The organism is Geobacillus sp. CAMR5420, from assembly GCF_000691465.1.
Taxonomy (GTDB): Bacteria; Bacillota; Bacilli; order Bacillales; family Anoxybacillaceae; genus Geobacillus; species Geobacillus thermoleovorans.
This window is the reverse complement of sequence record NZ_JHUS01000037.1, coordinates 1-21664: the sequence shown is the minus strand read 5'-3', so window position 1 is coordinate 21664 and position 21664 is coordinate 1. Positions and strand designations below refer to the sequence as shown.

Genomic DNA, 21664 nt, shown 5'->3' with positions numbered 1-21664 from the left:
TTTTCTCCACGCCTTTATTCGATCATACACAAAAGAAAGGGGGAACGCGCATTCCTCTCCCACTTACTCCCTTTGGTCGTTGAAGTGGGAGTCTCCTGCGCGAAATAGGATGAAGCAACGCTCTCGTCCCTATTGTAACAGATGCTTCCATAAAGAGAACAGACAATTTTCAATGAAACAAACCACTTTGAACAGCTTTTTCCTTCAGCACGCGCATCCACGGGCTTAACGGGCCTTTCAACACAAGCCCAGCCAAAAGGGCGGCAACGGCAAACAAGAGAAGCCGCTTGACGTCATGCTCAACATTTTCCCATACGATCCCGCCGACTGCCTCGCGCATGATGTCAATGGCGTAGGTAAACGGCAGCCAAGGGTTTAATTGCTGAAAGAACGGAGGAATCAGCTCAATCGGATACGTGCCTCCCGCTCCGGCAATTTGCAAGACGAGCAACACAATCGCCATCGCTTTTCCCACATTGCCGAACAAGGAAACAAGCGAAAAAACCACCGCCATAAAGACAAAGCTGCACAAAAGGCCGAACGTCATGAACCATCCCGGCTCACGGACGAAAATATTCGGCAAGATGAAAGCCGCTCCAGCTGTCACGACCATCGCCTGCAAAGCATTCAGCGTCCAAAAGGTCAACAACCGTCCGGCATATCGTTCCCGCTCATTCGCTTCCGAAAACGAAGAAGGATCGGTCGACAAGATGGAAACAAGCAACAAACATCCTACCCATATGGCCAGCACCGTGTAAAATGGATTCATGCCTGAACCATAGTTCGGCAGCGGGAAAAGGCGGAACGTTTTGACGTCAACCGGATGGGCCAAAAAGGCGCCTTTCGCCTGTGGATCTTGTTTCAACAAGCGAATCAGTTCGTCGATGTTGGTTTCTCTTTTGATTTTCGATAGGAAGGCGGCCAGCTCGCGGACCTGGCGGGAGAGAAATGGATATTGAGCCTGTGCGGTCTTTAGCGCTTGTTGCGCGGCCGCTAAATCACGATCTGTGTTTGACAACCATTGCTCTGCCTCATGTAACGCTTGATCCATGCGAAGAAGCGTTTGTTTCGCTTGTCGCACCTGTTCCCCTGTTTGATTCCATTTTGCCCGCAGCATAGGCAGCAGCCGTTGGCGATATGCTTGATCAAGTTGCTGCGCCTGTGCGTCCAATAAGGCCATTTGTTCACGCAGGTGAGTGATCTTCCCTTCGACGCCTGTTGGATGTTGTTTCACTAGCGCCGCTGTTTCTTGAATAGACGCTAGCGTCTGCTCGATACGGCTGACTGTGCGCTGCACAGGTTGAAGCGAAGAGGAATCAATCGTCCCCTCCCATGTTCTCAACGTTCGGCGCAATTGCTGAACCAATGGGCTCGCGTCTGTTGCAGCTTGTTGGATGATAGTCGCCCAACGCGCTTGCTTTTCCGGTGTATCGAGAGACTCTGACGTCTGCTCTGCAAAGGAATAGAGCGCATGAACCGCCATTTCCACCGGCTTTTCCCATAAGTGCGATGAAGCATTGACTTGCATGAACAACTTCTCAACGCGGCCTGTCCATTCTAAACCGCGCCGCACCGTTGTTTTGGCAGCCGGCAGAAGCTCGCGGCCTGTACGAACTAGTGATCTTGCCTCTCCCACATCGCGATCTAGGGCTTTCAATTGTCGTTGAATCGTTGGCAATTCGTTTTCCAAACGAAACACGAACGCTTCAACGCGGCGAATGGTGGGAAGCTGCTGTTCGAGCGCCACTCCCGCTTGGTGGAACAAGGAAAACAATGCGGTATTGACCACCCTCACAAACTCATCGCTGACTCGCGCTGACAATGTACTTGCTCCGCGCTCCGTGATTTTGGGAGCGATGGCGTTCCGTTTGTCGTTTTCATAATAGTAAATAACCGCCCTTTTCGGACGTTTCTGCACTACAGTGGCTAATTTAGCCGAGAAATCAGCCGGAATGACGATCGTCGCAAAGTAGTCTCCCCTCCGAACGCCTTCCATTCCTTTTTTCCGCGTGACAAATCGCCATCCCAACTGGTGGTTGTTTTTTAAGGTCTTGACGATCTCATCGCCGGCGTGAAACCGGTGACCGGTCAACTCCGCCCCTCGGTCTTCGTTCACGACGCCGACCGGTAAATCCTCTGTATGGGCATAAGGGTCAATCGAAGCCTCTACATTGATCCAAGCGTAAAGCGATGGAAGAACGATCAGACCGAGAGCCAATATGGATGCGGCCCAGTTGGTCGTGAGATGTTTCAAATCGCTCATATAAATGCGCCATGCCTGTTTCACTTTGATCCGCTTCCTTTCAAGTCGATCATGCTGTTGTTAGTATGAGCGGATCACGGAAAACTAAACCAACTTGGCCAGTCCTGTTGTTCATTTGCGGAAAAAAAGCCAAAGCGCCAAAAACAAACAGGCTATAGCAGCGAGGCGCGTCATGTCAAACGGAATGCGCTGTCCCCCGAATAACCCGAAGTGATCAATGATCGAGCTCATGACGAGCTGGCCGGCGATCACGGCTGCCAGAGAGTTGGCGACGCCGACTTTCGGAACGATCAGCACCATGACAAACACATAAAAAGCGCCGAGAATGCCGCCCGTCAGCTGCCATTTCGGTGTGGAAAACATGGCCAGCAATTCTCCTTTTCCGAAAAACAATTGCACTAAAAATAAGACGATCGTTCCGATTAAAAACGACACGAACGCCCCTTCCAACACACCAATCCGCTTGCCGAGGCCGCCGTTCACTCCTGCCTGTACGGAGACAGCCATCCCGGCCGTTAGAGCGAGCAGCATCCATACCCACTTCATCGGCTCCCCCTCCTTTTGCCTATATACGCCTGCGGATCAGGCGGCGAGCTTTCCTTTCAGCGCACAGCCCTACGCCATGCCGGCGCTCTTTTGTTTCTGCCGCCTCGGTATCGCTTCCATGCAAACGAAAACCATTTGATCAAGCTCATCACTAATACACTGGCGCCGGCCATTAAGGAAACGAGGTTGACGATCGACGCCATCGTGCTCGCCACGACGGTCGGCGGCGGCTGGATTGCTTGCGGCGCAGATCGCACTCGGCCCCTTGTTGTCTGGTTTGACCTCCCGCCTGCTATTGTGACCATCCATTTTCTCATAGCGTTTCTCTTGGCTGGCGCTGCTGTTGATCGATCTATGCATCTATTTGCATCTGCCGGCTATTGCAACGGCAAAGCCAAACACGGCGTTGTCCATTTTCGGACGATCATGAAAAGCCGCCATCATGGTGCTTAGGGCGATCAGCCGAGCCAAGCGCGCAGCCATCCGCCGACGAACGAAACAAGGACGACCGCCCATGCTGGCCACTTCCACACAACAAGAAGAAGAAAAGCCCCAAGGGAAAACGCCAAATCGGCCGGTCCCTTCACCGCTTTCGTCCAGATCGGGTCATACAGCGCCGCAAGCAAAATCCCGACCACAGCGGCGTTAATGCCGGCAAGCGCCGCTTGGAAGCGTGGATGACGGCGAAGCCAGTGCCAAAACGGAAACGCGCCAAGAACGAGCAAAAAGGATGGAAGAAAAATGGCTGTGGTAGCCACTAGCGCTCCCTTCCAGCCCAACGCCGCCATTCCAATATACGCGGCAAACGTAAACAGCGGCCCAGGGACGGCTTGGGCGGCGCTGTAGCCGGCTAAAAACTGATTGGCGGTGACCCACCCTTGCGGCACCACTTCCGCCTCCAAGAGCGGCAACACCACATGACCGCCGCCAAACACGAGCGCCCCAGCGCGGTAAAAGCTGTCAAACAGCGCCAAAAGCGGTGAATGGATCCAAGTGCGAATGAGCGGCAGCGCAACAAGCAACACGGCAAACAATGAAAGCAACGTCAAACCGGTGGAACGACGAATGGAAGGCGGGATGCCTGCCGCAGACGAAGAAGGTGCGACGTTTTTTCGCAATCCAACAGCGCCAATGCCCCCCGCTGCGGCGATGACGGCTACTTGGCTCCACGCGCCCGGCGCAAGAAGCACGGCGGCCGCCGCTATGATGGCGACCGTTGCCTCGAGGCGGCTAGAGGCGAATTTGCGCGCCATCTCCCATACGGCTTGTGCCACGACCGCCACGGCCACCAACAGCAAGCCGTGCATCCAGCCGGCGTCACCCCAAGAATGGTGTTGCAGCCAAACAGCAACCAGGCTGAGGGCGACCGCTGACGGCAGCGTAAAACCAAGCCAAGCTGCCAACGCCCCCCAAACGCCGGCGCGCATAAATCCGATGCCGATGCCGACTTGGCTGCTCGCTGGACCAGGGAGGAATTGGCATAAAGCGACCAAATCGGCATACGTTTTCTCGTCAATCCATTTTTTTCGTTTGACGTACTCTTCGTAAAAATAGCCGAGATGAGCGACCGGACCACCAAATGACGTTAAACCGAGGAGAAGCGCTGTTTTTCCGACTTCCCAAACCGATCGCCGCCGGCTTGTTGCTTGTTGATCCGTCAAGGTCAACGAGATTCACTTCCTTTCGTTCATTCGTTTGTCGTGCTACAATCATATTATCATCAATGCGAGGAGAGGACGTTATGAACATTCGGATCATAGCGGCAAATGGCTTGATCGCCGCCGTGTATATCGCGGTGACGGCGCTCATTCAGCCGTTTGGCTTTACGAATATTCAGTTTCGCGTGTCAGAAATATTGAATCACTTGGTCGTGTTCCGCAAAACATACGCCATCGGCATTGTGCTTGGCGTCTTTTTCGCCAACTGGTTTTTCTCGCCGATCGTCGCGTATGACCTCGTATTTGGCGTCGGCCAGTCGGTGTTGGCGCTGCTCATCACGATCGTCTCTATGCGGTATGTCCGAAACGTTTGGGCGCGCATGACCGTCAATACGCTGTCATTTACTGTGACTATGGCCATTATCGCCTTCGAATTGAAACTGGCGCTCGGCTTTCCGTTTTGGCTCACATGGCTGACGACGGCCATCAGCGAGTTGGTCGTCATGGCCATCGGCGCGCCGATCATGTATGCCGTCGGCCGCCGGATCGCTCCAGAAGCCTTCCGGGCCGCTGACGGCCGCAACGACTGACCAAGTGTTCCTACGGCATCGAGCGCACCGCCCATTCGATGATCAATGAACAGACGGCGGCAAGCATCGACGCCGCCGTCATCGTTGTTAGCATAGACCGCAGCTTGGGATGAATACGGGGGCGAAAGTGAAGGATGGTGAGGCTGACAGCAACCCCTCCGCCCCATACGACAAGACCCACGGGCGTCATAAGCACGTCCCAGTCGCTAATCCAGAGATAAATCACAGCCGCATGGCAGGCCAGCAGCGCGTAGATGCTCGTTTTCACCGCTCTCCCTCCACCCGATACGAAGGCTGGGCCTTCGAAACAGCCGAAACCGGCCGTTTCGCCATTCTCACAGACTCAAAACTATGCCAGCAAATCCCCGCCACAATGACCGCCAAACCGACAAACGCCCATCCGTTCGGAAGTGGAGCGGATAAGAACAGCACTTCGCCGATAACAGCAAAAATCACTTCTCCGGATTGCGTCGCTTCAACAGCAGCCAGCTTCCGCTCATTTCCTTTCGCCCGGTCAGTGGCGATGAAAAAAAGCGTCGTCGCGATAACGCCCGAGCTGATAGCGACAATGAGCGACTGCGCCGTTTGCCCAGCCGAAGGAACCCCGGCTGTCGCCCATCCAATCAGCGCCACGACAAACCAAAACGGCAAGCTGGCGATCGTCATCCCGAATACGCGTTGAAACGCGTCAAGCCGTCCGGCACAATGCTCGATCATTTTTCGGTTGCCCAGCGGGTAAGCAAAGGCGGCGATGAGCACAGGAAAGACCCCCAACGCGATTTCTTTCCAGGTGAGGCGGCTTGCTTGCTGGAACTGGATAAGCACGACGCCGAGCAAAATAAAAAATGAAATGAAAAGCGCCTGTTTTTCAATCGGGCGGCGCACGGACACAGTTCCGTTTTGCGTTTCGATTTGTTCTGTAAACAGCGGGCTAAGCAGGACGCCGGCGACGATCGTGCACTGCCATGTGCCGGCTACAAGCCACCCTGGCCCGTACGCAGCGGCGTACGTGAGCGGTGCGTAAAACAGGCCGAAACCGACCGTCCCCCAGACGATCCATGTCCATGGATGGCGCTTCATGTCGCGCCAAACCGGACCGAGATTGCGGCGGGCAAGAAGAATGACAAACAACAGCGGAACCATAAAGAAAAAACGAAGTGACGAGCTCCACGTCCAACTCCCGCCAGCTAGTTCCATAGACCGGTTCAATATGAACGTAACGGCAAAAAAGAACGAGGCGGCAAGGCCGAGGGCCATTTCCCGCATGGTCGGTCTCTCCCCTCCTGTGATTAGATTCATCATGTGGCAGAGCAGTTTTATTTTATCGCATTATTGAAAATTTTTCTATTTGTTTTATTTGATTATTTAGAACATAGTTTTTTATGATAAGAAGTACACAATAAAAATTGATCAACCCGAAACAGTGCTTCCAGGCGGCAATCCTATCATTACCGCATCCATTCTTCTGTCCGTCACCTCCGTTTTCTTTAAATTCTTACTTGTCAAATAGGGATTTATGTATTATTCTTAATTTATCTATTATTCCTATTTATCAGGAGGTTTTTTTCATGCCTAAGCTTACCTTTTCCTCTGATGTCAAATGGTCTGGCGAAGGAGTACGCTCGGTGGCTGACATTAACGGCAAACAAGTCATCATTGACGAACCCCCAGCCTTGGGAGGCACCGATCAGGGGCCGAATCCCGTAGAGTTGGTCCTAGCCGCACTAGGCGGTTGCATCAATGTACTGATTTCTCTGTTTGCCAGCCATCACGGGGTCGAACTGAAAGGAGTTCAAGTACACGTAGAAGGAGATTTAGATCCCGATGGCTTTATGGAGAAAGCGGACGTTCGGCCTGGATTCTTAGAAATTCGTTACCATATTGATATCGACTCTCCTTCCGATCCAAAAAACGTCCAAGCTTTGATTGAACACGTTGAACGTGTCTGCCCGGTAAAAGACACCCTAAGGGGCGTCCCCACAGTGTCTATAGCGAATCAAAAAACGTCATAATGCGAAAATGGAAAAGGCTGTCTGGAAAAAGTTGAGCGATGACTTTTTCCGACAGCCTTTCGAGGGTGTTGTTTCCTTCGAGACGCTATGCATGACAAACGTGCTGATGAAAGGGCTTCTTCATTCGCCGGCCTTGCATGGCGGACGGATTATTTGTCAATTAACTCAATCGGCACAATTTTTCCATTTTCCACCGCAGCCACGACGATTTCCGATTCAAATCCGCCATCGTCGCCGATGCTTGGGACGTTATACACTTTCTTTTCGTCTGGAATGTTTTTCAAGCCGTCGTTCATATGTTCGCGGATCGCTTGCGGGTCATCGACGGTGCCTGCGGCTTTCATCGCCTCGACGAAAGCGTAAAGCGCCAAATAGTTGTAAGCGGCTTCCGATCCCGGATCTTCATTGAACTTTGCCCGATAGTTTTTCACAAACTCTGGAACCGCGGGTTGATCCGACTCGACAAGCGGCATGACGCCGATCGAACCTTCAAGCATGTCATAAGAGCCCGTCACCCGTTTCATCTCATCGAGTTTCGCTTGGTCCATAATGATAAAGCCGCCTTTAAAACCAAGTTCGCGCGCTTGTTTCGCCACTTTTGCCGTCGGTTCCGAAGCGCCCCCGATAAACAACACATCCGGTTTTTCTTTCAATGCATTCGTCACGATCGTAAAGAAGTCGGTGTCTTTCGTAAAGTCAATCGATGATTTGTAGACGACTTTTCCGCCTTGTTTTTCCCAATACGGCAACAGTTTTTCTGTCCAGTCTTTCCCGTATTGCGTCGCCGTCGGCAAGGCAGCCAGCTTTTTGCCAAACCGCTTCATCACATAATCGGTAAACGTCGGGATGTAGCCGTCATAGCGCGGCGGGATGCGGATTGTCAGCTTGTTTCCCGCCTGCGTGATTTTCGGCTCACTCGTATAGGCCGCGATAAGGAAATTGTCCGTTTGGTTGAACACTTGCAACGCCATGACCCCACCGCTGTGCGGAGTGAAAATGATCGGCGTATGATGCTCTTGCACAAGGCGTTTGGCGTTCGCTGCCGTTTCGTTTGGCAAATATTTGTCATCCAACGGTACGAGGTTGATTTTGTATTTTTTTCCTTTCACCTCAAAGCCGCCGCTGTTGTTGATTTCCTCGGCCGCCATTTTCAAGCCGTTTAACGTCCGTTGGCCATAATAGGCGGCCGGGCCGCTCAGCGGGCCGCTGTAGCCGATGTTGACCGTGCCCGTTTCACCGCTGCCTCCTCCGCTATTGTTTCCGCCGTTGGCGTTATTGCTGCTTGGCGAATTGTTGCACGCCGCAAGCATAAACATCATGATGGCCGCGATCATAGCGGCGATGGACCATTTTCTTTTTTTCATTCTACTCCCCCCTATTGATGATTTATTATTGTGAATATTTAGATAATATTTGACACACCCGTTATTCACCCCCTTTCAGTGCCATCTCTTCTCCTTGCTTTCGTTGCTGAAGAAGATGGAGTCTGTTATCCGCCAATGTACGCCTTGCGGACATCGTCGTTGGCGAGCAGCTCGTCCGCCGTCCCTGAGGCAACGATCGTTCCATTTTCAAACACATAGCCTCGATGGGCGATCGACAGCGCCGCATGAGCGTTTTGTTCCGCCAACAAAATCGTTGTTCCTCCCTCATTGATTTGCTTAATCGTCGCAAACATCTGCTCGACAATGAGCGGAGCGAGTCCAACCGACGGTTCATCAAGCAAGAGCACCGCAGGACGTGACATTAAGGCGCGTCCGATGGCGAGCATTTGCTGCTGGCCGCCGCTTAACGACCCGGCTGGCGCGTTTTGCTTGTCGCGCAAAATCGGAAACAGTTCGTATACATGTTCAATCGAGCGGCGGATGCCTTCTTTGTCCTTCCGATGGACGTAAGCGCCCATCAGCAAATTTTCGTATACACTCATGCGCGGAAACAGTTTGCGCCCTTCCGCGCATTGCACGACGCCGCGCCCGACGATGCGGTCAGGAGGCAGCGAATCAATGCGCTCGCCATCGAGGCGGATTTCCCCTTGCACTGGTTTGTGCAGCCCGCTGATCGTGCGAAACAATGTGCTTTTCCCGGCCCCGTTGGCGCCAAGCAAAACGGCGATCTCCCCTCGCTTGACGGAAAACGTCACATCGCGAATGGCCGTAAAACTCCCGTAGCGGACGGATACGTTCGCAACTTCAAGCAATGGCGCTCCCTCCTAAATACGCTTGAATGACCGCCTCGTTGTTTCGCACTTCCTCGGGCGTTCCTTCTGCAATTTTCTCTCCATAGTTCAACACCATAATGCGGTCGGCAATTTTCATGATCATCGACATTTTGTGCTCAATCAGGCAAACAGTCAGGCCCCTTTGCACCATGTTGACGATCAACTCCTCAAGCCCTTCCGTTTCATCCGGGTTGATGCCGGCTGCCGGTTCATCAAGCAGCACGAGCTCCGGATCGGTCGCCAAGGCAAGCGCGAACGCCGCCCGCTTTTTCTGCTCCTGCGACAAGTTGGCCACCATCCGATCCGCCACATGGGTTAGACCGACAAAGTCGAGCACTTCCATCGCCTTTTCTTTGCATGCCTGTTCCTCGCGGCGGTGCCGTTTCGTGCGCAAAATGGCATCAAATAAGTTGGATGACGTGCGGAGGCGATGGCCGATGATAACGTTATCCATCACCGTCGCCTGTTCAAACAAGTGAGTCGTTTGAAACGTGCGGGCGATGCCGAGCTTCGCCCGTTCGTTCGCTGGCAGGCGGGTAATATCGCGCCCTTTGAACGTAATCGTCCCCGACGTCGGCCGATGCAAGCCGCTGATGAGATTGAAAAACGTCGACTTGCCGGCGCCGTTCGGGCCAATGATTGCGTTGATCTTCCCTTGCTCGACGGAAAAGGTGACATCGTTGACCGCCAGAAGCCCGCCAAACCGCTTCGTCAACCGTTCAACGTGCAAAAGCATCGTTATCCCTCCTCTGCGTGCCGCTCGCCTCGTCCTTGGCTCGAGACGGCCAGTTCCGCAGCAACTCGGTTCGCTTCTGGATCGAGACGGCGCGCTTCTTCACGCTTTGCTTTCAAACGGATGACCCCCCCGGCAATGCCGTGTGGGTAAAAGATGATGAGCAACGTCAGCACCGGACCGAAAATCAACATCCGGTAATCTTGCAAAAACTGCAATTGTTGGGACAGAAACGTAATCAGCAACGTCCCGACGACCGGACCGGCGAGCGTGCCAATCCCACCGACAAGCAAATACGTTAAAAAGTCGAACATGACGCTGACGTACGCAATGTCCGGGCCAAGAAAGCGGATGAACGATGCGTACAGCGCTCCGGCAAGCGATGTAAAAAAGACCGAGAGAACAAACGAGGCGAGTTTGTTTTTCATCGTCGAGATGCCAAGCGTCAACGCGAGCTCCTCACTGTTGCGAATGGCGATGTACGTCCGTCCGGTCAACGAATAGACAAGGCGGTACATGGTGAAGATGACCGCAACCAAGAAGCATAACACCAAATAATATTGGGCGACGGGCGTTTGAAACGAGAGCGGACCGATGTCAGCCGGCGCCGGGATGCCGATAAACCCGCGCACTCCGCCGGTTAAACTGTCCCATTTGTCAATGATCAAATAGATAATATAGCCCACACAAAGCGTATAAATGGCGAAAAAGTGCTCTTTCGTCCGCAGCGCAACAAGCCCGATGACGGCCCCAAGCAACGTGGTGAACAAACAAGCAAGCACGAAAGCCAACCAAAACGGCACGCCGGCTTTCACCGTCAAAATGCCAAGCGCATACGCGCCAATCGCAAAAAACCCGGCGTGGGCAAGCGACAAATAACCAGTATAGCCAGCAAATAAATTCAGCCCGTAAACAGCGATCATCCAAATGAAAGAGATCGTCATCATGTGCAAGTAATAGCTGTTGGTGACAAGCAACGGAAAGGCAAGCGCCAGCGCCGCAAGAACGGCGATCCATAAGCGCCGGTTGGCGAATACAGCCATCAATGTCCCTCCTTGGCAAACAGTCCGTTCGGTTTGACCGTTAAAATGATGACGAGGATGGCAAAAGCGATAATGTCTTTGTAGTCGTTCGACACATACGTTGCTCCCAAGCTTTCGCTGAATCCCAAAATATAGCCGCCGACAATGGCGCCTGGAATGCTTCCCATGCCGCCGAGAATGATGATGACAAACGCTTTCAAGATGACAAGATGGCCCATGCCGGGAAACACGAGGTTGATCGGCGAAGCGAGCGACGCGGCGAGCGCTGCCAAACTGCCGGAAAGGAAAAACGTCAGCATGGCGACTTTATTCGTGTTAATGCCGACCAAATTCGCCCCTTCGCGGTTTTGCGCCATCGCGATGATGGAAGCCCCGATGAACGTCTTTTTCAAGAAGAGGTAAAGCAAGATCATGATGATGACAGCGGATGCGATGATGAGGATGCGTTGAACCGTCAAGGTCAAGCCGAAAATGCTGACAACGTCGCCGTATGGGGTTGGCATCGTCTGGTAGTCCGCCCCCCAGACGAACTGGGCGAATGCCTCCAAAAACAACAAAATGCCAATCGCCGCAATTTTGTCATGGAGCGGCGGTGCGTCGCGAAGCGGATAAAACACAAGCCGTTCCATCAATACACCGAGCATCCCGACCGCGGCCATCGACACGACAACGGCCAACCCGTACGGCAGCCCGGCTTTCGTCATCGCAGTGAGCGTGACATAACCGCCCATCATATATAACGCGCCGTGGGCAAAGTTTGGAATGTGCAAAATGCCATAAACAAGCGTCAAACCTAACGCGACAAGGCTGTAAACGCTTCCAACTGTCAGCCCGTTTAACAGCTGCTGGATGAATAGCTCCATCCTGATCCCCCTTTTTGTTTGCCGTTTGGCCAGACCATCAAAGCAGCGCGGCCGATCTTTCATTCGGTCTGGCCGCCCGAATTGCCTGGCTCCGCCTCATTTCGACCGCTTTCTCCAGCTCTTGGCGCCTTTATGCCGTGCAAAATGAAATCAACGAAAATGTCCGTCAGTTCTTCTTCAGAGATGCCTCCGTCAGGCCGGAACCAATAATAGCTCCAGTTGGTGATGCCAAGCAGGCCAAACGTAATCATTTCTGCATGAAGCGACGGCTTGAATTCCCCGCGGGCGATCCCTTCTCGAACCAGCTGTTCATACCGCTTGCGAAACAACCGCCGCTTGGCGCGGATTTCCGTCAAATGGTCATCCGCCAAATGCCGCATTTCACGGAAGAAAATGCGGGCGCTTTTCTTCCGTGTGCGGATATTGCAGATGACCATATGGACGATGGCCCGCAATTTCTCCGTGCAGCTTTTCTCGGGATCTTGGACAATGCAGGCTTGCTGCCGAAGCAAATCATCTAGATAGGAAACGCAAATATCACATAGCAACTCCTCTTTGCTTTTGTAATAGTAGTAAAAGGCCCCCTTCGTTGCCCCGATCGCTTCGACGATTTCCTGCACCGACGTTTCTTTGAATCCTTTGCGTTCGAACAACTCTATGGCGACTTCCCTTAATTTTTCTTTCATCCTCCACGGTCTCCAATGCGTCATTCTCTCTCAATGATGGTCGCAATGCCTTGACCGCCGCCGATGCACGCGGTAATGAGCGCGTATTTCCCTCCGCGGCGCTTCAGTTCATACACCGCTTTCGTAATCAAAATCGCCCCCGTTGCGCCGAGCGGATGGCCATGGGCGATGGCGCCGCCGTTTACGTTCACTTTTTCGGGATCCATCTCAAGCTCACGGTCGCAGGCGATCACTTGCGCGGCAAACGCTTCATTGATTTCAATGATGTCCATCTCATCAAGCGTCAGCCCCGCCTTTTCAAGCACTTTTCTTGTCGCCGGCACCGGGCCGATGCCCATGATGTTCGGATCCACTCCGGCGACCGCATGGGCGCGGATGACGGCAAGCGGCTTTAAGCCAAGCTCCTCTGCTTTTTCCCGCGACATGATGACGAGCGCGGCAGCGGCGTCATTGAGCCCTGAACTATTCCCCGCCGTCACCGTTCCGCCTTCCAAAAACGCCGGCGGCAGTTTTGCGAGCGCTTCCATCGTCGTGTTCGGCCGCGGATGTTCGTCCGTATCGAAGATGAACGGCTCCCCTTTTTTCACTGGCACGGCAATGGGCACGATTTGCTCGTCAAATCGCCCTTCCTGCATGGCGCGCGCCATGCGCTGCTGGCTGCGCAAGGCGAATGCGTCTTGTTCTTCACGGCTGATGCCGTATTTTTTCGCTAAGTTTTCCGCCGTAATCCCCATCGGCGGATCGCCGATTTCTTTCGGCGATAGCTGCGATTTGCGGAAGCTTGGCGGCGTTGAGCTGTACGGTTTTTCCGGGCGGTCCATCAAATACGGTGCGCGGCTCATGCTTTCCACACCGCCGGCGATATAGACGTCCCCGTCGCCGGCCCAAATGGCCTGCGCCGCTAAATTGACGGCGTTAATGCCCGAACCGCACTGCCGGTCCACCGTCACTCCCGTCAGCTCGAGCGACAATCCGGTTTGCAGCGCGGTCAGCCGAGCGATATTGCCGCCGCCGCTTAGGACGTTGCCCATAATGACATCATCGACATGCTCCGGACCAATATTCGCCCGCCGCATCGCTTCTTTGATCACTTCCGCGCCGTAAATATGCGCCGGCATCGTCGCCAAAGCGCCCCCTTGGCGGGCGATGGCCGTTCGTACGGCCGACACAATGACGGCATCTCGTCTCATCCTGACTCCTCCTCATCCCCTTTGTAGTACGAAACCCGGCAACTGGGCGTTCTCGATGTTACCGGGCTCGCTGCCTTGCTTCACTCATACAGAGAAAACACGGCTTCGCCCTTAATGACTTCTTTTCCTTGCTGGTTGACGGCAGCGACGGCAAAACGGATCGCTTTCTCGTCTTTTTCCTTCACCGTTGCTTTTAAGGTGATGACATCGTTTAAAAACACCATCGACTGGAAGCGGACGAAATAGTCTTGGACAAACCCTTCTTCGTAGTACGGCGTAAACAGCTTCGCGAGATTGCCCATCGTCCACATGCCGTGGGCGATAATGCCCGGCAGGCCGGCTTTTTTCGCCTCTTCATCGATCGTATGAATCGGGTTGTAGTCGCCTGATGCGCCGGCGTATTTGATTAAATCGAGCCGGGACACCGGTGCGAGCGTTACTTCGGGAAGCGACTCTCCGACTTGCCATTTGCGGATGCTCGTCATACGCTCATCGCCTTTCTAACCGCCTCGTTGATCATGATCGTCGAGGTGGAAGTGAAAATGAGATTTCCGTCAGCATCCTCGCCGTTGTTGGCGATCACTAAAAAGCCGAGCAGGCCCATGCTGCTTTGTTTTTCGTAATAATCTTTCACTTCCGCATAGCAGTACAGTTCTTCACCGACAAACAGCGGACGCTCATAATGGAAGCGCTGCTCGCCGTGAATGAGCCCTTTGGCCGGCAATTTCAATCCTTCAATGACGCCGTAGTCAAACACGCGCGGAAACGTCGGCGGGGCGATGTTGCGCCCGTAGCGCGACCGCTTCCCCGTCTCTTCGTCCCAATAAATCGGGTTTGGATCGCCGATCGCCTCCGCAAACTTTTTCACCGCTCCGCGCTCAACGACATTTTTCACTTTCGCTGACCGTTTCCCGATGTCATGTTGGTACATGCCCCGTCCTCCTCGTTTTCAGCATTTCGGACCGCCGGCGACATACAGCACTTGGCCGTTGACAAACGACGACCGCTCATCGGCGAAAAATGCGACCGCATTGGCGATATCTTCCGGGCGGCCGCTGCGTCCGACCGGGATGTTGGCGACGCTGGCCTGAATGAGTTGCTCAAACGAGATGCCGAGCCGTTCGGCAGTCGCTTTCGTCATATCCGTCTCAATAAATCCCGGCGCGACAGCGTTTGTCGTAATGCCGAACTTGCCAAGCTCAATCGCCAATGTTTTCGTAAACCCTTGAATGCCGGCTTTCGCTGCCGAATAGTTCGCTTGGCCGCGGTTGCCGAGCGCGGATGTCGACGAAATGTTGATGATGCGCCCGTACCCTTTTTCGACCATATATTTTTGCGCGGCGCGGGCGCAGTAAAACGCGCCTTTTAAATGGACGTCCATCACCGTTTGCCAGTCGTCATCGGTCATTTTAAACAGCAAATTGTCGCGGATGACGCCGGCGTTGTTGACGAGAATATCGAGCGAACCGAACCGATCGACCACTTCTTGGATCGTCGCTTCTACTTGTTCGCGGTCGGTGACGCTCGCCACCTTGGCGTAAACGTCATACCCTTTTTCCCGCAGCTCCGCAGCCGTCGCTTCAAGGGCTTCTGCGTTTAAATCAATGAACGCCACTTTCGCTCCTTCTTCCGCGAAGCGGGTGACAATCGCCTTGCCAATGCCGCGGCTTCCTCCGGTCACAAACGCCACTCTTCCTGCAAACCGTTGGCTCATCGTGTTCTCCTCCCTTTCGATAACGCTTTCATTTTTTTAGATGAACTGTCCAAGCTTGACGTGCCCTTTGATCAAATTGCGGGCGATAATGAGGCGCTGAATTTCATCCGTGCCGTCGTAAATGCGCCACAATCTCGCTTCACGATACCAGCGCTCGATCGGCATTTCTTTCGTGTAGCCCATGCCGCCGTGGATTTGCATGACGCGGTCGACGACGCGGTTGCCCATGTTCGCGCCAAACAGCTTCGCCATCGAGGCTAAATGGCGGTTGTCCTCCCCTTGGTCAAGCGTAAAGGCCGCGTTTAACACAAGCCATTTCGCCGCTTCGATTTCTACCGCCGAATCGGCAATCATCCATTGGATCGCCTGCCGCTCGGCGATCGGTTTGCCGAATGTGACACGCTCCTTCGCATAGTCAATGGCCATTTGCAAAAGCCGCTCGGCCGCTCCGACCGCACGGGCGCCGACGACCCAGCGGGCGTAGCCGATCCACTCAAGCCCAAGCTTATAGCCGTGATGCAGCTCGCCTAAAATGTTTTCTTCCGGCACGCGCACGTTTTCGAAAATTAAGCTGGCTGGAGTGGAAGGTCCCATCGTATGTATCGGTTCCGAACGCCAGCCCATCTCGCGGTCGACGATAAAACACGTCACCCCTTCACGCCCGTTCGAAGCTTGGTGACGCTCTTTGTCGGTGATGGCGATCACCATGACGAAATCGGCTTCATTGCCGCCGGTAATGAATGTCTTCTCCCCGTTTAACACCCACTCGTCGCCGTCTTTCACCGCCGTCATTTTAATGTTGCGCGTATCTGATCCTGCTCCCGGCTCGGTCATGGCAAAGCACGATTTTTTCTCGCCGTTGATCGTCGGGATCAAATATTTTTTCTTTTGCTCTTCATTCGCGTAATACAAAATGTTGTCCGCCGATCCGCCAAACTGGAACGGAACAAGCGTTTTCGACACTTCCATCAACACAATCGCCTGCATGACATGGCCCAAATTCGCGCCGCCGTATTCCTCCGGCGTGTTGATCCCCCAAAAACCCGCTTCTTTCGCTTTTAATTGCAATTCTTTCAATTTCTCCGGCGCAAGCCCGGGCTTTCCTTCCCGCTCATTGCGCAATACTTCATTCTCGAGCGGCATCAATTCTTTTTCGACAAACTTGCGGATCGCTTTTTGCACCATGCGCTGCTCGTCCGTTAAGCGCAAATACATGATGGTCCCCTCCGTTTTCTGTTACGCCTTTATGCTCGGCTCCACTCATCAAAATACCAACCGGTTGGTATGTTATCTTTATTATATTAGAATGTTCTGAAAAGTACAATACCTTTTTTGATTTTTTGTCCAACGGGAAAACGCCATATGTGTTCTCCCGTTGGCATGGAATCTATCGATCTATTCCGCCTGTATTTGCTTGCGCACGCTAGCGACCGTTTCCCCGATTCCGCCATAAATGACAAGGTCAAACATCCCGTCCATTCTTGTCGCTGTTTTGTTGATCAATACTTTCCTTGTTGCCGGCGATTCGGCGGCGACATAAAACGGGATTTGATTCACGGGCGCCACTTCCAAACTTGTTCCCATGGCCAGAAGCAAGTCGCTCTCCGCCGCTCTAGCGAACGCTTCTTCGATACGAGGAACAAGCCCGCCAAACAAGACGACATCCGGTTTGACAATCGTCTGGCACTTTTCACAGCGCGGCACCTCGTGACGGTTGATAAACGACAGATCATACTTGTTGCCGCATGACGGGCATGTCGCCGTCTGCAGCGTGCCGTGCAGCTCAATGACATTCGTGCTTCCTGCTTTCGTATGCAGCCCGTCAATATTTTGCGTCAAAATCGTCACCGTCTTGCCCATCTCCTCAAGCCAGCGGAGAAACCGATGCCCGTCATTCGGGGCAAAGCCGCCCATCATTTTTAATGAAAACATCCGCTTGAATCGACGCCAAAAATCAACCGGATCTTTTTTGTAATAATACTCTGACAAATAATATTCGACATTGTCCTCTTGGGCGTAAAGGCCGTTTTCGCTGCGAAAATCAGGAATGCCGGATTCCGTGCTCATCCCCGCCCCGGTCAGGACGGCGATCGTATTCGCCTCTTTGATCCATTGCGCCAGTTGCCGGATTTGGTCCATCCTCGTTCTCTCCTTTCCTACGAACCTCTTGGTTTTGCCAGTCTCGCCTTCGGTTCTTTTCGAGGCCATAACGTATAGCTGAAACTCCAGACAAAATCAATCACTAAAACCAATGTCCAACGGGCTGGCATAGTTTTCTCACAAATGGAATCGCCTGCAAGAAAAACCCCTCTTCCGAACGAAGAGAGGCTACCGTAAATTGAACCCTTTCCCTTCCACAAACTCCTTCATGTACATCCGGACTTGGCGGCTGAGCGTATCGGCCATCTGCCCGGTCCATGTGTCGCGGCGGCGGCCGTTTGTCCGCTGCTCATAATACGCCGAAACCGTTTCGTTGTAGCGTTGCAATTGTTCGAGGAATCGGGCGCGGTCTTGGTTGTATTCGTCCTCATGATAAACGTGTTCAAACGGCAGCCGCGGCTTTGGATCCGGCGTTTGCGCAGGATAGCCGACGGCAAGCCCGAACAGCGGAATGACCCGTTTCGGTATGTTAAGCAGTTGGCATACTTCCGGCAGGTTGTTGCGCAGCCCGCCAATGTAGCAGATGCCAAGCCCCATCGACTCCGCGGCAATGGCGGCGTTTTGCGCCGCAAGCGCCGTGTCAATCAGCGCAACCATAAACTTTTCCGTACTCTCAAGCGATGGAAGCACGTCTTTTCCTTCTAGCTCGCCAATGAGCTCATGGCGGTGAAAATCAGCGCAAAAGACAAAGAAATGGCCGTTATGCTCGACATAGGATTGATTTCCCGCCAGCTCGGCGAGCTTCCGTTTTTTCTCCGGATCTTTCACCCCGATGATCGAGTACGCTTGAACATAGCTTGAAGTCGATGCCGCCTGGGCGCATTCGACGATCGTGCGGATTTGTTCATCCGTGAGCGGCCTGTTTTCAAACCGGCGGATCGAACGGTGCTGGAGAATCGTTTCGATGACTTGGTTCATGACTATGTCCTCCTTGAACAGCCCAACGGCTTCTTTTTGTGAACATGATAACAAAAAAGAAAGAGCCATACAACGAATCGGCTCTTTCCCTTCCATTATCGCCCAAACCGCCCTTCCTGGTAATCGCGAATCGCCTCGCGGATTTGTTCCGGCGTGTTCATGACGAACGGCCCGTAGGCGACGACCGGTTCGTTCACCGGCTCGCCGGCATAAAGAAGAAGGCGGAGTTTTTCGCGGGCGGTCACGTTTAGCTCCGTTTCCTCGCCGCGGTTGTGGCGGCTGAAAAACAGCGCTTGCCCGGCTTTTCCTTCGATGTTGTCGGCACCGAACACGCCACTCCCCTCAAGAATGTACAAAAACCCATTGTAATGCCCCGGCAAATCTTGCACGACCGTTGTTCCCGGTTCGACAATCATTTCCACCATCGTGACGGGAACGATGTTTTTCGTCGGCGCTTTGACGCCTTTCGATGACCCGGAAAAGACCCGGATCGTCGCTCCCTCTTCCTTGCGCACGGGCATGTCTTTGGAGCGCAAGTTTTGGTAGCGCGGCTCGGTCATTTTGTACGCGCTCGGCAAGTTGACCCATAGCTGAAGGCTGTGCACGGTTGAACCGGACGCCGGGTCTTCCTTATGGACGACGCCGCGGCCGGCCGTCATCCATTGCACATCTCCAGGCCCGAGCGTGCTGTGGCCGGCTTTGCTGTCGAAATGTTCAAGCTCGCCGCTGATCACATACGTGACCGTCTCAATGCCGCGGTGCGGATGGACGTCAAACGTTCCTCGCTCAAAAATGTCTTCCATCAGCAACAAAAACGGATCATACTCTTGCCAGTTCCCGGGCTCAAGCACCGAACCGCTCTGATGAATGGGGCTGTTGGTCGTCATTTGCACGGTTTTCACGCGACGAATGCGGCGTTGAATCGCCATAACCTCTCCTCCCTTATGTTGCGCAATCCCGGCCGTTGCCGAAAGGAGTGCAGCTCAATCGGCAAACCGTTTCCTCCTTCATCGTACCGGATTCAACGAAAAACAGGCAAGTCATCTGCCTGAAAAATGGCGGCCATACCGCTCGCAAAAAACAAAAAACCTGCCGGCACTCGGCAGGTGGACGTTGGAAGAGGGATTCCAATCCCACCATAAAACTATTGATACAAGGATGAATGGACATGCTCGTTCATCACGTGCAAAATTTGTGCAAAATAATCTCCAGTGTGTCAATCCATGCAAAAAGGCGGGACAATCCGCCTTCTTTTCGTTGCTCGATTCTGCCTTTTTCACAAAATATCCGAAGGAAGTCTCCCGCCTCAAGGAGCGTGAAGGGCAAAAATGTACGCAAAAAGTATGCTAAAAGTGAACAAAAGGCCAATATAAATGGCCTTTCACGAAAGAAAAGTATGAATCAGATCCAAGCAATCCGAAACAACTTCATTGGGCGCCCGTCCTACTATTTGAAGCTGTCGGGCGCGCCAATCTAAACTTTTGACCTGATCGGTTAAAATCACGCCTTCAACGGCCAAGCCTGATGGCAATTCCACTTCAAATGGATATCCTTTTTGTTGCCGGGTGATCGGGCAAAGCACCGCAAACCCTGTCAATTGATTGAACCGCTTTGGTGATAGAACGATGCCGGGCCTTTTTCCTGCCTGCTCATGCCCTGCTTGTGGATTGAAATTGACGTAAACAAGATCCCCGCGATCCGGCGCTTGCATCAGAACAATTCATTCCCTTCTGTTCCAAAATCAATTTCAGCATGGCGATTTTCCGGCGTGATTTTAGCCAAAAGTTCCTCCAATGTCGGCTTTTTCTTTTTCGGGATCAACTTGATCGCTTGGTTCTCAACGATCATCTCCACTTCTGATCCTTGATGAAGCGCTAAACGTTCAGCAATCACGCTTGGGATGCGAACCGCAAGGCTGTTTCCCCATTTTTGAACGGTTATTGTCATGATTGACACTCCTTTCTGTTTGTTTAATTCCATTATACCTCTCTCCTTTCATTTCGTATATACATAGTATATACATAAATTCAAAAAAAGATGCCATCGAGACGGTGTTTTCGATTCGAAACGAACGATTACGATTGATGATAAGACGCTGAACATGTTAAAGGATTTGAAGAAAAGTCAAAAGGATTCCCAAAAAATGAAAAACGACTGCCAACGCAGTCGTATCAAGGGTTTCATGATTTACAATTTGACAGGATCGGATATTAGAAATGGAGGAAGAGGGATTCGAACCCCCGCGGGCTGTGACACCCCTAGCGGTTTTCGAAACCGCCCCCTTCAGCCAGACTTGGGTATTCCTCCGTATGAAAATGGAGCCTATCGGATTCGAACCGATGACCTCCTGCGTGCGGGGCAGGCGCTCTCCCAGCTGAGCTAAGGCCCCAAATTAATGATCGGGAAGACAGGATTTGAACCTGCGACCTCACGGACCCGAACCGTGTGCTCTACCAAGCTGAGCTACTTCCCGACATAGGCTGGTTTACCTTGCGACAATTCACATTCTATATGAACCTCAAAGGAAAGTCAATAGTTTTTTTATCTTTTTTTCGCCATAACGGATGAAAATTTATCTTTTTTCTGAATTATCAACACAAAAGCCCATATCAATACAGGTATATTATACTCGCTGCTTGGCGATTTTGAAAAGGCAAAAGCCGTTCTTGACGAACGATGGCTCATGTTTTATGTGGCCATCTACATGTACAGCATTTGGGACAGCTACCGCGGCTCAGTCGACATGAACAAGCTGTATTTGCTCGCCGACCGCGAAGATGCGCCGATCTCTTCCATCCGAATGGGAATATGGGATATTAATTATTTGGACAAGCGCGAGCCTTGGCTGGCGCTGGTCTAGTCGGTGCTCGCCCCGGGCCTTGGCCATTTGTATGTCCATAAAGTGATCACCGGCCTGTTTATCTTCACCTTTACCATTTTGGTATCGTATTTCGCCCACTTGCCCGAAGCGATTACGTACACGCTGACGGGCCGATTCGATTGTGCAACGAAGATCATCGATATGCAGTGGGCGCTTTATCTGCCACCGATTTATCTTAATTAGGCGAGA

The 21664-nt window shown here is 52.8% G+C and carries 26 protein-coding genes and 3 tRNA genes; 5 read left to right on the top strand and 24 right to left on the bottom strand.

Translation table 11 applies throughout. The annotated features are described in order from the left end of the window. Positions 1-169 precede the first annotated feature (169 nt). The gene (locus DI44_RS08310) at positions 170-2287 is read right to left on the bottom strand and encodes a YhgE/Pip domain-containing protein (protein ID WP_033025355.1); all 2118 of its coding nucleotides are present in this window, start codon (positions 2285-2287) and stop codon (positions 170-172) included. A gap of 87 nt (positions 2288-2374) precedes the next feature. Continuing rightward, on the bottom strand, positions 2375-2809 hold the full coding sequence (locus DI44_RS08315; protein ID WP_033025354.1) for a DMT family transporter: 435 nt from the start codon (positions 2807-2809) through the stop codon (positions 2375-2377). A 135-nt stretch (positions 2810-2944) separates the two neighbouring features. On the opposite strand from DI44_RS08315, the gene DI44_RS19190 reads away from it, so the two are divergent. Beyond that, positions 2945-3262 carry a hypothetical protein gene (locus tag DI44_RS19190; RefSeq protein ID WP_164832294.1) on the top strand — a complete coding sequence of 106 codons (318 nt, stop codon included), beginning with the start codon at positions 2945-2947 and terminating at the stop codon, positions 3260-3262. 5 nt (positions 3263-3267) lie between these two features. On the opposite strand, the gene chrA is transcribed toward DI44_RS19190, so the two are convergent. Continuing rightward, positions 3268-4476 (bottom strand): chromate efflux transporter, encoded by a 1209-nt coding sequence (gene chrA / locus DI44_RS08325; protein WP_025039059.1) that lies wholly within the window; start codon positions 4474-4476, stop codon positions 3268-3270. A gap of 74 nt (positions 4477-4550) precedes the next feature. On the opposite strand from chrA, the gene DI44_RS08330 reads away from it, so the two are divergent. After that, positions 4551-5057 (top strand): QueT transporter family protein, encoded by a 507-nt coding sequence (locus DI44_RS08330; RefSeq protein WP_013145361.1) that lies wholly within the window; start codon positions 4551-4553, stop codon positions 5055-5057. Positions 5058-5067: 10 nt separating this feature from the next. Here DI44_RS08330 and DI44_RS08335 read toward each other — a convergent pair whose 3' ends face one another. Continuing rightward, positions 5068-5325 (bottom strand): hypothetical protein, encoded by a 258-nt coding sequence (locus DI44_RS08335; protein ID WP_013145362.1) that lies wholly within the window; start codon positions 5323-5325, stop codon positions 5068-5070. After that, entirely contained in the window at positions 5322-6323 is a 1002-nt protein-coding gene (locus tag DI44_RS08340; protein WP_033025353.1) for a multidrug resistance efflux transporter family protein, read from the bottom strand. Before DI44_RS08340 ends, DI44_RS08335 begins: the two co-directional genes overlap by 4 nt. A 302-nt stretch (positions 6324-6625) precedes the next feature. Between DI44_RS08340 and DI44_RS08345 the strand changes: the two genes are divergently transcribed. After that, on the top strand, positions 6626-7069 hold the full coding sequence (locus tag DI44_RS08345) for an OsmC family protein (protein WP_011231160.1): 444 nt from the start codon (positions 6626-6628) through the stop codon (positions 7067-7069). A gap of 149 nt (positions 7070-7218) precedes the next feature. Here the strand turns inward: DI44_RS08345 and DI44_RS08350 are convergent, their stop codons facing one another. The 19 genes from DI44_RS08350 to DI44_RS08440 form a co-directional block, all read right to left on the bottom strand. After that, the gene (locus DI44_RS08350; protein WP_033025352.1) at positions 7219-8433 is read right to left on the bottom strand and encodes an ABC transporter substrate-binding protein; all 1215 of its coding nucleotides are present in this window, start codon (positions 8431-8433) and stop codon (positions 7219-7221) included. A gap of 125 nt (positions 8434-8558) precedes the next feature. Then, positions 8559-9266, bottom strand: coding sequence for an ABC transporter ATP-binding protein (locus DI44_RS08355; RefSeq protein WP_033025351.1), 708 nt, complete (start codon positions 9264-9266; stop codon positions 8559-8561). Continuing rightward, positions 9259-10023 (bottom strand): ABC transporter ATP-binding protein, encoded by a 765-nt coding sequence (locus DI44_RS08360; protein ID WP_033025350.1) that lies wholly within the window; start codon positions 10021-10023, stop codon positions 9259-9261. Before DI44_RS08360 ends, DI44_RS08355 begins: the two co-directional genes overlap by 8 nt. Before the next feature lie 2 nt (positions 10024-10025). After that, a complete protein-coding gene (locus tag DI44_RS08365; protein WP_011231156.1) occupies positions 10026-11063 on the bottom strand; it encodes a branched-chain amino acid ABC transporter permease in 1038 nt (345 codons plus the stop codon). Continuing rightward, on the bottom strand, positions 11063-11926 hold the full coding sequence (locus DI44_RS08370; protein WP_020279658.1) for a branched-chain amino acid ABC transporter permease: 864 nt from the start codon (positions 11924-11926) through the stop codon (positions 11063-11065). Before DI44_RS08370 ends, DI44_RS08365 begins: the two co-directional genes overlap by 1 nt. A 59-nt stretch (positions 11927-11985) precedes the next feature. Then, positions 11986-12612 carry a TetR/AcrR family transcriptional regulator gene (locus DI44_RS08375; protein WP_033025349.1) on the bottom strand — a complete coding sequence of 209 codons (627 nt, stop codon included), beginning with the start codon at positions 12610-12612 and terminating at the stop codon, positions 11986-11988. Positions 12613-12632: 20 nt separating this feature from the next. Further along, a complete protein-coding gene (locus tag DI44_RS08380; RefSeq protein WP_033025348.1) occupies positions 12633-13802 on the bottom strand; it encodes a thiolase family protein in 1170 nt (389 codons plus the stop codon). Between the two features lie 80 nt (positions 13803-13882). Then, on the bottom strand, positions 13883-14287 hold the full coding sequence (locus DI44_RS08385) for a MaoC family dehydratase (RefSeq protein ID WP_021321366.1): 405 nt from the start codon (positions 14285-14287) through the stop codon (positions 13883-13885). Continuing rightward, positions 14284-14733: a MaoC family dehydratase N-terminal domain-containing protein gene (locus DI44_RS08390; protein WP_033025347.1), complete on the bottom strand. Its 450-nt coding sequence runs from the start codon at positions 14731-14733 to the stop codon at positions 14284-14286. Before DI44_RS08390 ends, DI44_RS08385 begins: the two co-directional genes overlap by 4 nt. Positions 14734-14751: 18 nt before the next feature. Next, on the bottom strand, positions 14752-15516 hold the full coding sequence (fabG, locus tag DI44_RS08395) for a 3-oxoacyl-ACP reductase FabG (RefSeq protein WP_033025346.1): 765 nt from the start codon (positions 15514-15516) through the stop codon (positions 14752-14754). Between the two features lie 36 nt (positions 15517-15552). Beyond that, positions 15553-16731, bottom strand: coding sequence for an acyl-CoA dehydrogenase family protein (locus tag DI44_RS08400; protein ID WP_013145374.1), 1179 nt, complete (start codon positions 16729-16731; stop codon positions 15553-15555). 180 nt (positions 16732-16911) lie between these two features. After that, the gene (locus DI44_RS08405) at positions 16912-17655 is read right to left on the bottom strand and encodes an NAD-dependent protein deacylase (protein WP_033025345.1); all 744 of its coding nucleotides are present in this window, start codon (positions 17653-17655) and stop codon (positions 16912-16914) included. A 189-nt stretch (positions 17656-17844) separates the two neighbouring features. Further along, positions 17845-18594, bottom strand: coding sequence for an oxygen-insensitive NADPH nitroreductase (nfsA, locus tag DI44_RS08410; RefSeq protein ID WP_011231147.1), 750 nt, complete (start codon positions 18592-18594; stop codon positions 17845-17847). Between the two features lie 95 nt (positions 18595-18689). Next, a complete protein-coding gene (locus DI44_RS08415) occupies positions 18690-19523 on the bottom strand; it encodes a pirin family protein (protein ID WP_033025344.1) in 834 nt (277 codons plus the stop codon). Between the two features lie 452 nt (positions 19524-19975). After that, the gene (locus DI44_RS08420) at positions 19976-20305 is read right to left on the bottom strand and encodes a type II toxin-antitoxin system PemK/MazF family toxin (protein WP_011231143.1); all 330 of its coding nucleotides are present in this window, start codon (positions 20303-20305) and stop codon (positions 19976-19978) included. Further along, complete coding sequence (locus tag DI44_RS08425) at positions 20305-20574, bottom strand: AbrB/MazE/SpoVT family DNA-binding domain-containing protein (RefSeq protein ID WP_011231142.1); 270 nt, start codon at positions 20572-20574, stop codon at positions 20305-20307. The genes DI44_RS08420 and DI44_RS08425 overlap by 1 nt, the downstream gene beginning before the upstream one ends. Positions 20575-20811: 237 nt before the next feature. Beyond that, positions 20812-20901 (bottom strand) — tRNA-Ser (locus tag DI44_RS08430). Positions 20902-20910: 9 nt separating this feature from the next. Continuing rightward, positions 20911-20983: transfer RNA gene (locus DI44_RS08435), tRNA-Ala, on the bottom strand. 10 nt (positions 20984-20993) lie between these two features. After that, positions 20994-21067: transfer RNA gene (locus DI44_RS08440), tRNA-Pro, on the bottom strand. 231 nt (positions 21068-21298) lie between these two features. On the opposite strand from DI44_RS08440, the gene DI44_RS19445 reads away from it, so the two are divergent. Both DI44_RS19445 and DI44_RS19180 read left to right on the top strand, forming a co-directional pair. Continuing rightward, positions 21299-21454 carry a hypothetical protein gene (locus DI44_RS19445; RefSeq protein WP_233130410.1) on the top strand — a complete coding sequence of 52 codons (156 nt, stop codon included), beginning with the start codon at positions 21299-21301 and terminating at the stop codon, positions 21452-21454. Positions 21455-21457: 3 nt separating this feature from the next. Next, complete coding sequence (locus DI44_RS19180) at positions 21458-21658, top strand: hypothetical protein (protein ID WP_198527193.1); 201 nt, start codon at positions 21458-21460, stop codon at positions 21656-21658. Positions 21659-21664: the final 6 nt, after the last annotated feature.

What these genes read in the sequence shown, in the direction of transcription:
- DI44_RS08380 (WP_033025348.1), bottom strand. Translation starts at nt 13,802, where the DNA reads ATGAGACGAGATGCCGTCATTGTGTCGGCCGTACGAACGGCCATCGCC.
- DI44_RS08400 (WP_013145374.1), bottom strand. Translation starts at nt 16,731, where the DNA reads ATGTATTTGCGCTTAACGGACGAGCAGCGCATGGTGCAAAAAGCGATC.
- DI44_RS08375 (WP_033025349.1), bottom strand. Translation starts at nt 12,612, where the DNA reads ATGAAAGAAAAATTAAGGGAAGTCGCCATAGAGTTGTTCGAACGCAAA.
- nfsA (WP_011231147.1), bottom strand. Translation starts at nt 18,594, where the DNA reads ATGAACCAAGTCATCGAAACGATTCTCCAGCACCGTTCGATCCGCCGG.
- DI44_RS08390 (WP_033025347.1), bottom strand. Translation starts at nt 14,733, where the DNA reads ATGTACCAACATGACATCGGGAAACGGTCAGCGAAAGTGAAAAATGTC.
- DI44_RS08360 (WP_033025350.1), bottom strand. Translation starts at nt 10,023, where the DNA reads ATGCTTTTGCACGTTGAACGGTTGACGAAGCGGTTTGGCGGGCTTCTG.
- DI44_RS08405 (WP_033025345.1), bottom strand. Translation starts at nt 17,655, where the DNA reads ATGGACCAAATCCGGCAACTGGCGCAATGGATCAAAGAGGCGAATACG.
- DI44_RS08370 (WP_020279658.1), bottom strand. Translation starts at nt 11,926, where the DNA reads ATGGAGCTATTCATCCAGCAGCTGTTAAACGGGCTGACAGTTGGAAGC.
- DI44_RS08350 (WP_033025352.1), bottom strand. Translation starts at nt 8,433, where the DNA reads ATGAAAAAAAGAAAATGGTCCATCGCCGCTATGATCGCGGCCATCATG.
- DI44_RS08420 (WP_011231143.1), bottom strand. Translation starts at nt 20,305, where the DNA reads ATGCAAGCGCCGGATCGCGGGGATCTTGTTTACGTCAATTTCAATCCA.
- DI44_RS08365 (WP_011231156.1), bottom strand. Translation starts at nt 11,063, where the DNA reads ATGGCTGTATTCGCCAACCGGCGCTTATGGATCGCCGTTCTTGCGGCG.
- fabG (WP_033025346.1), bottom strand. Translation starts at nt 15,516, where the DNA reads ATGAGCCAACGGTTTGCAGGAAGAGTGGCGTTTGTGACCGGAGGAAGC.
- DI44_RS08385 (WP_021321366.1), bottom strand. Translation starts at nt 14,287, where the DNA reads ATGACGAGCATCCGCAAATGGCAAGTCGGAGAGTCGCTTCCCGAAGTA.
- DI44_RS08330 (WP_013145361.1), top strand. Translation starts at nt 4,551, where the DNA reads ATGAACATTCGGATCATAGCGGCAAATGGCTTGATCGCCGCCGTGTAT.
- DI44_RS08315 (WP_033025354.1), bottom strand. Translation starts at nt 2,809, where the DNA reads ATGAAGTGGGTATGGATGCTGCTCGCTCTAACGGCCGGGATGGCTGTC.
- DI44_RS08415 (WP_033025344.1), bottom strand. Translation starts at nt 19,523, where the DNA reads ATGGCGATTCAACGCCGCATTCGTCGCGTGAAAACCGTGCAAATGACG.
- DI44_RS08340 (WP_033025353.1), bottom strand. Translation starts at nt 6,323, where the DNA reads ATGCGGGAAATGGCCCTCGGCCTTGCCGCCTCGTTCTTTTTTGCCGTT.
- DI44_RS19445 (WP_233130410.1), top strand. Translation starts at nt 21,299, where the DNA reads ATGTACAGCATTTGGGACAGCTACCGCGGCTCAGTCGACATGAACAAG.
- DI44_RS08345 (WP_011231160.1), top strand. Translation starts at nt 6,626, where the DNA reads ATGCCTAAGCTTACCTTTTCCTCTGATGTCAAATGGTCTGGCGAAGGA.
- DI44_RS08425 (WP_011231142.1), bottom strand. Translation starts at nt 20,574, where the DNA reads ATGGAATTAAACAAACAGAAAGGAGTGTCAATCATGACAATAACCGTT.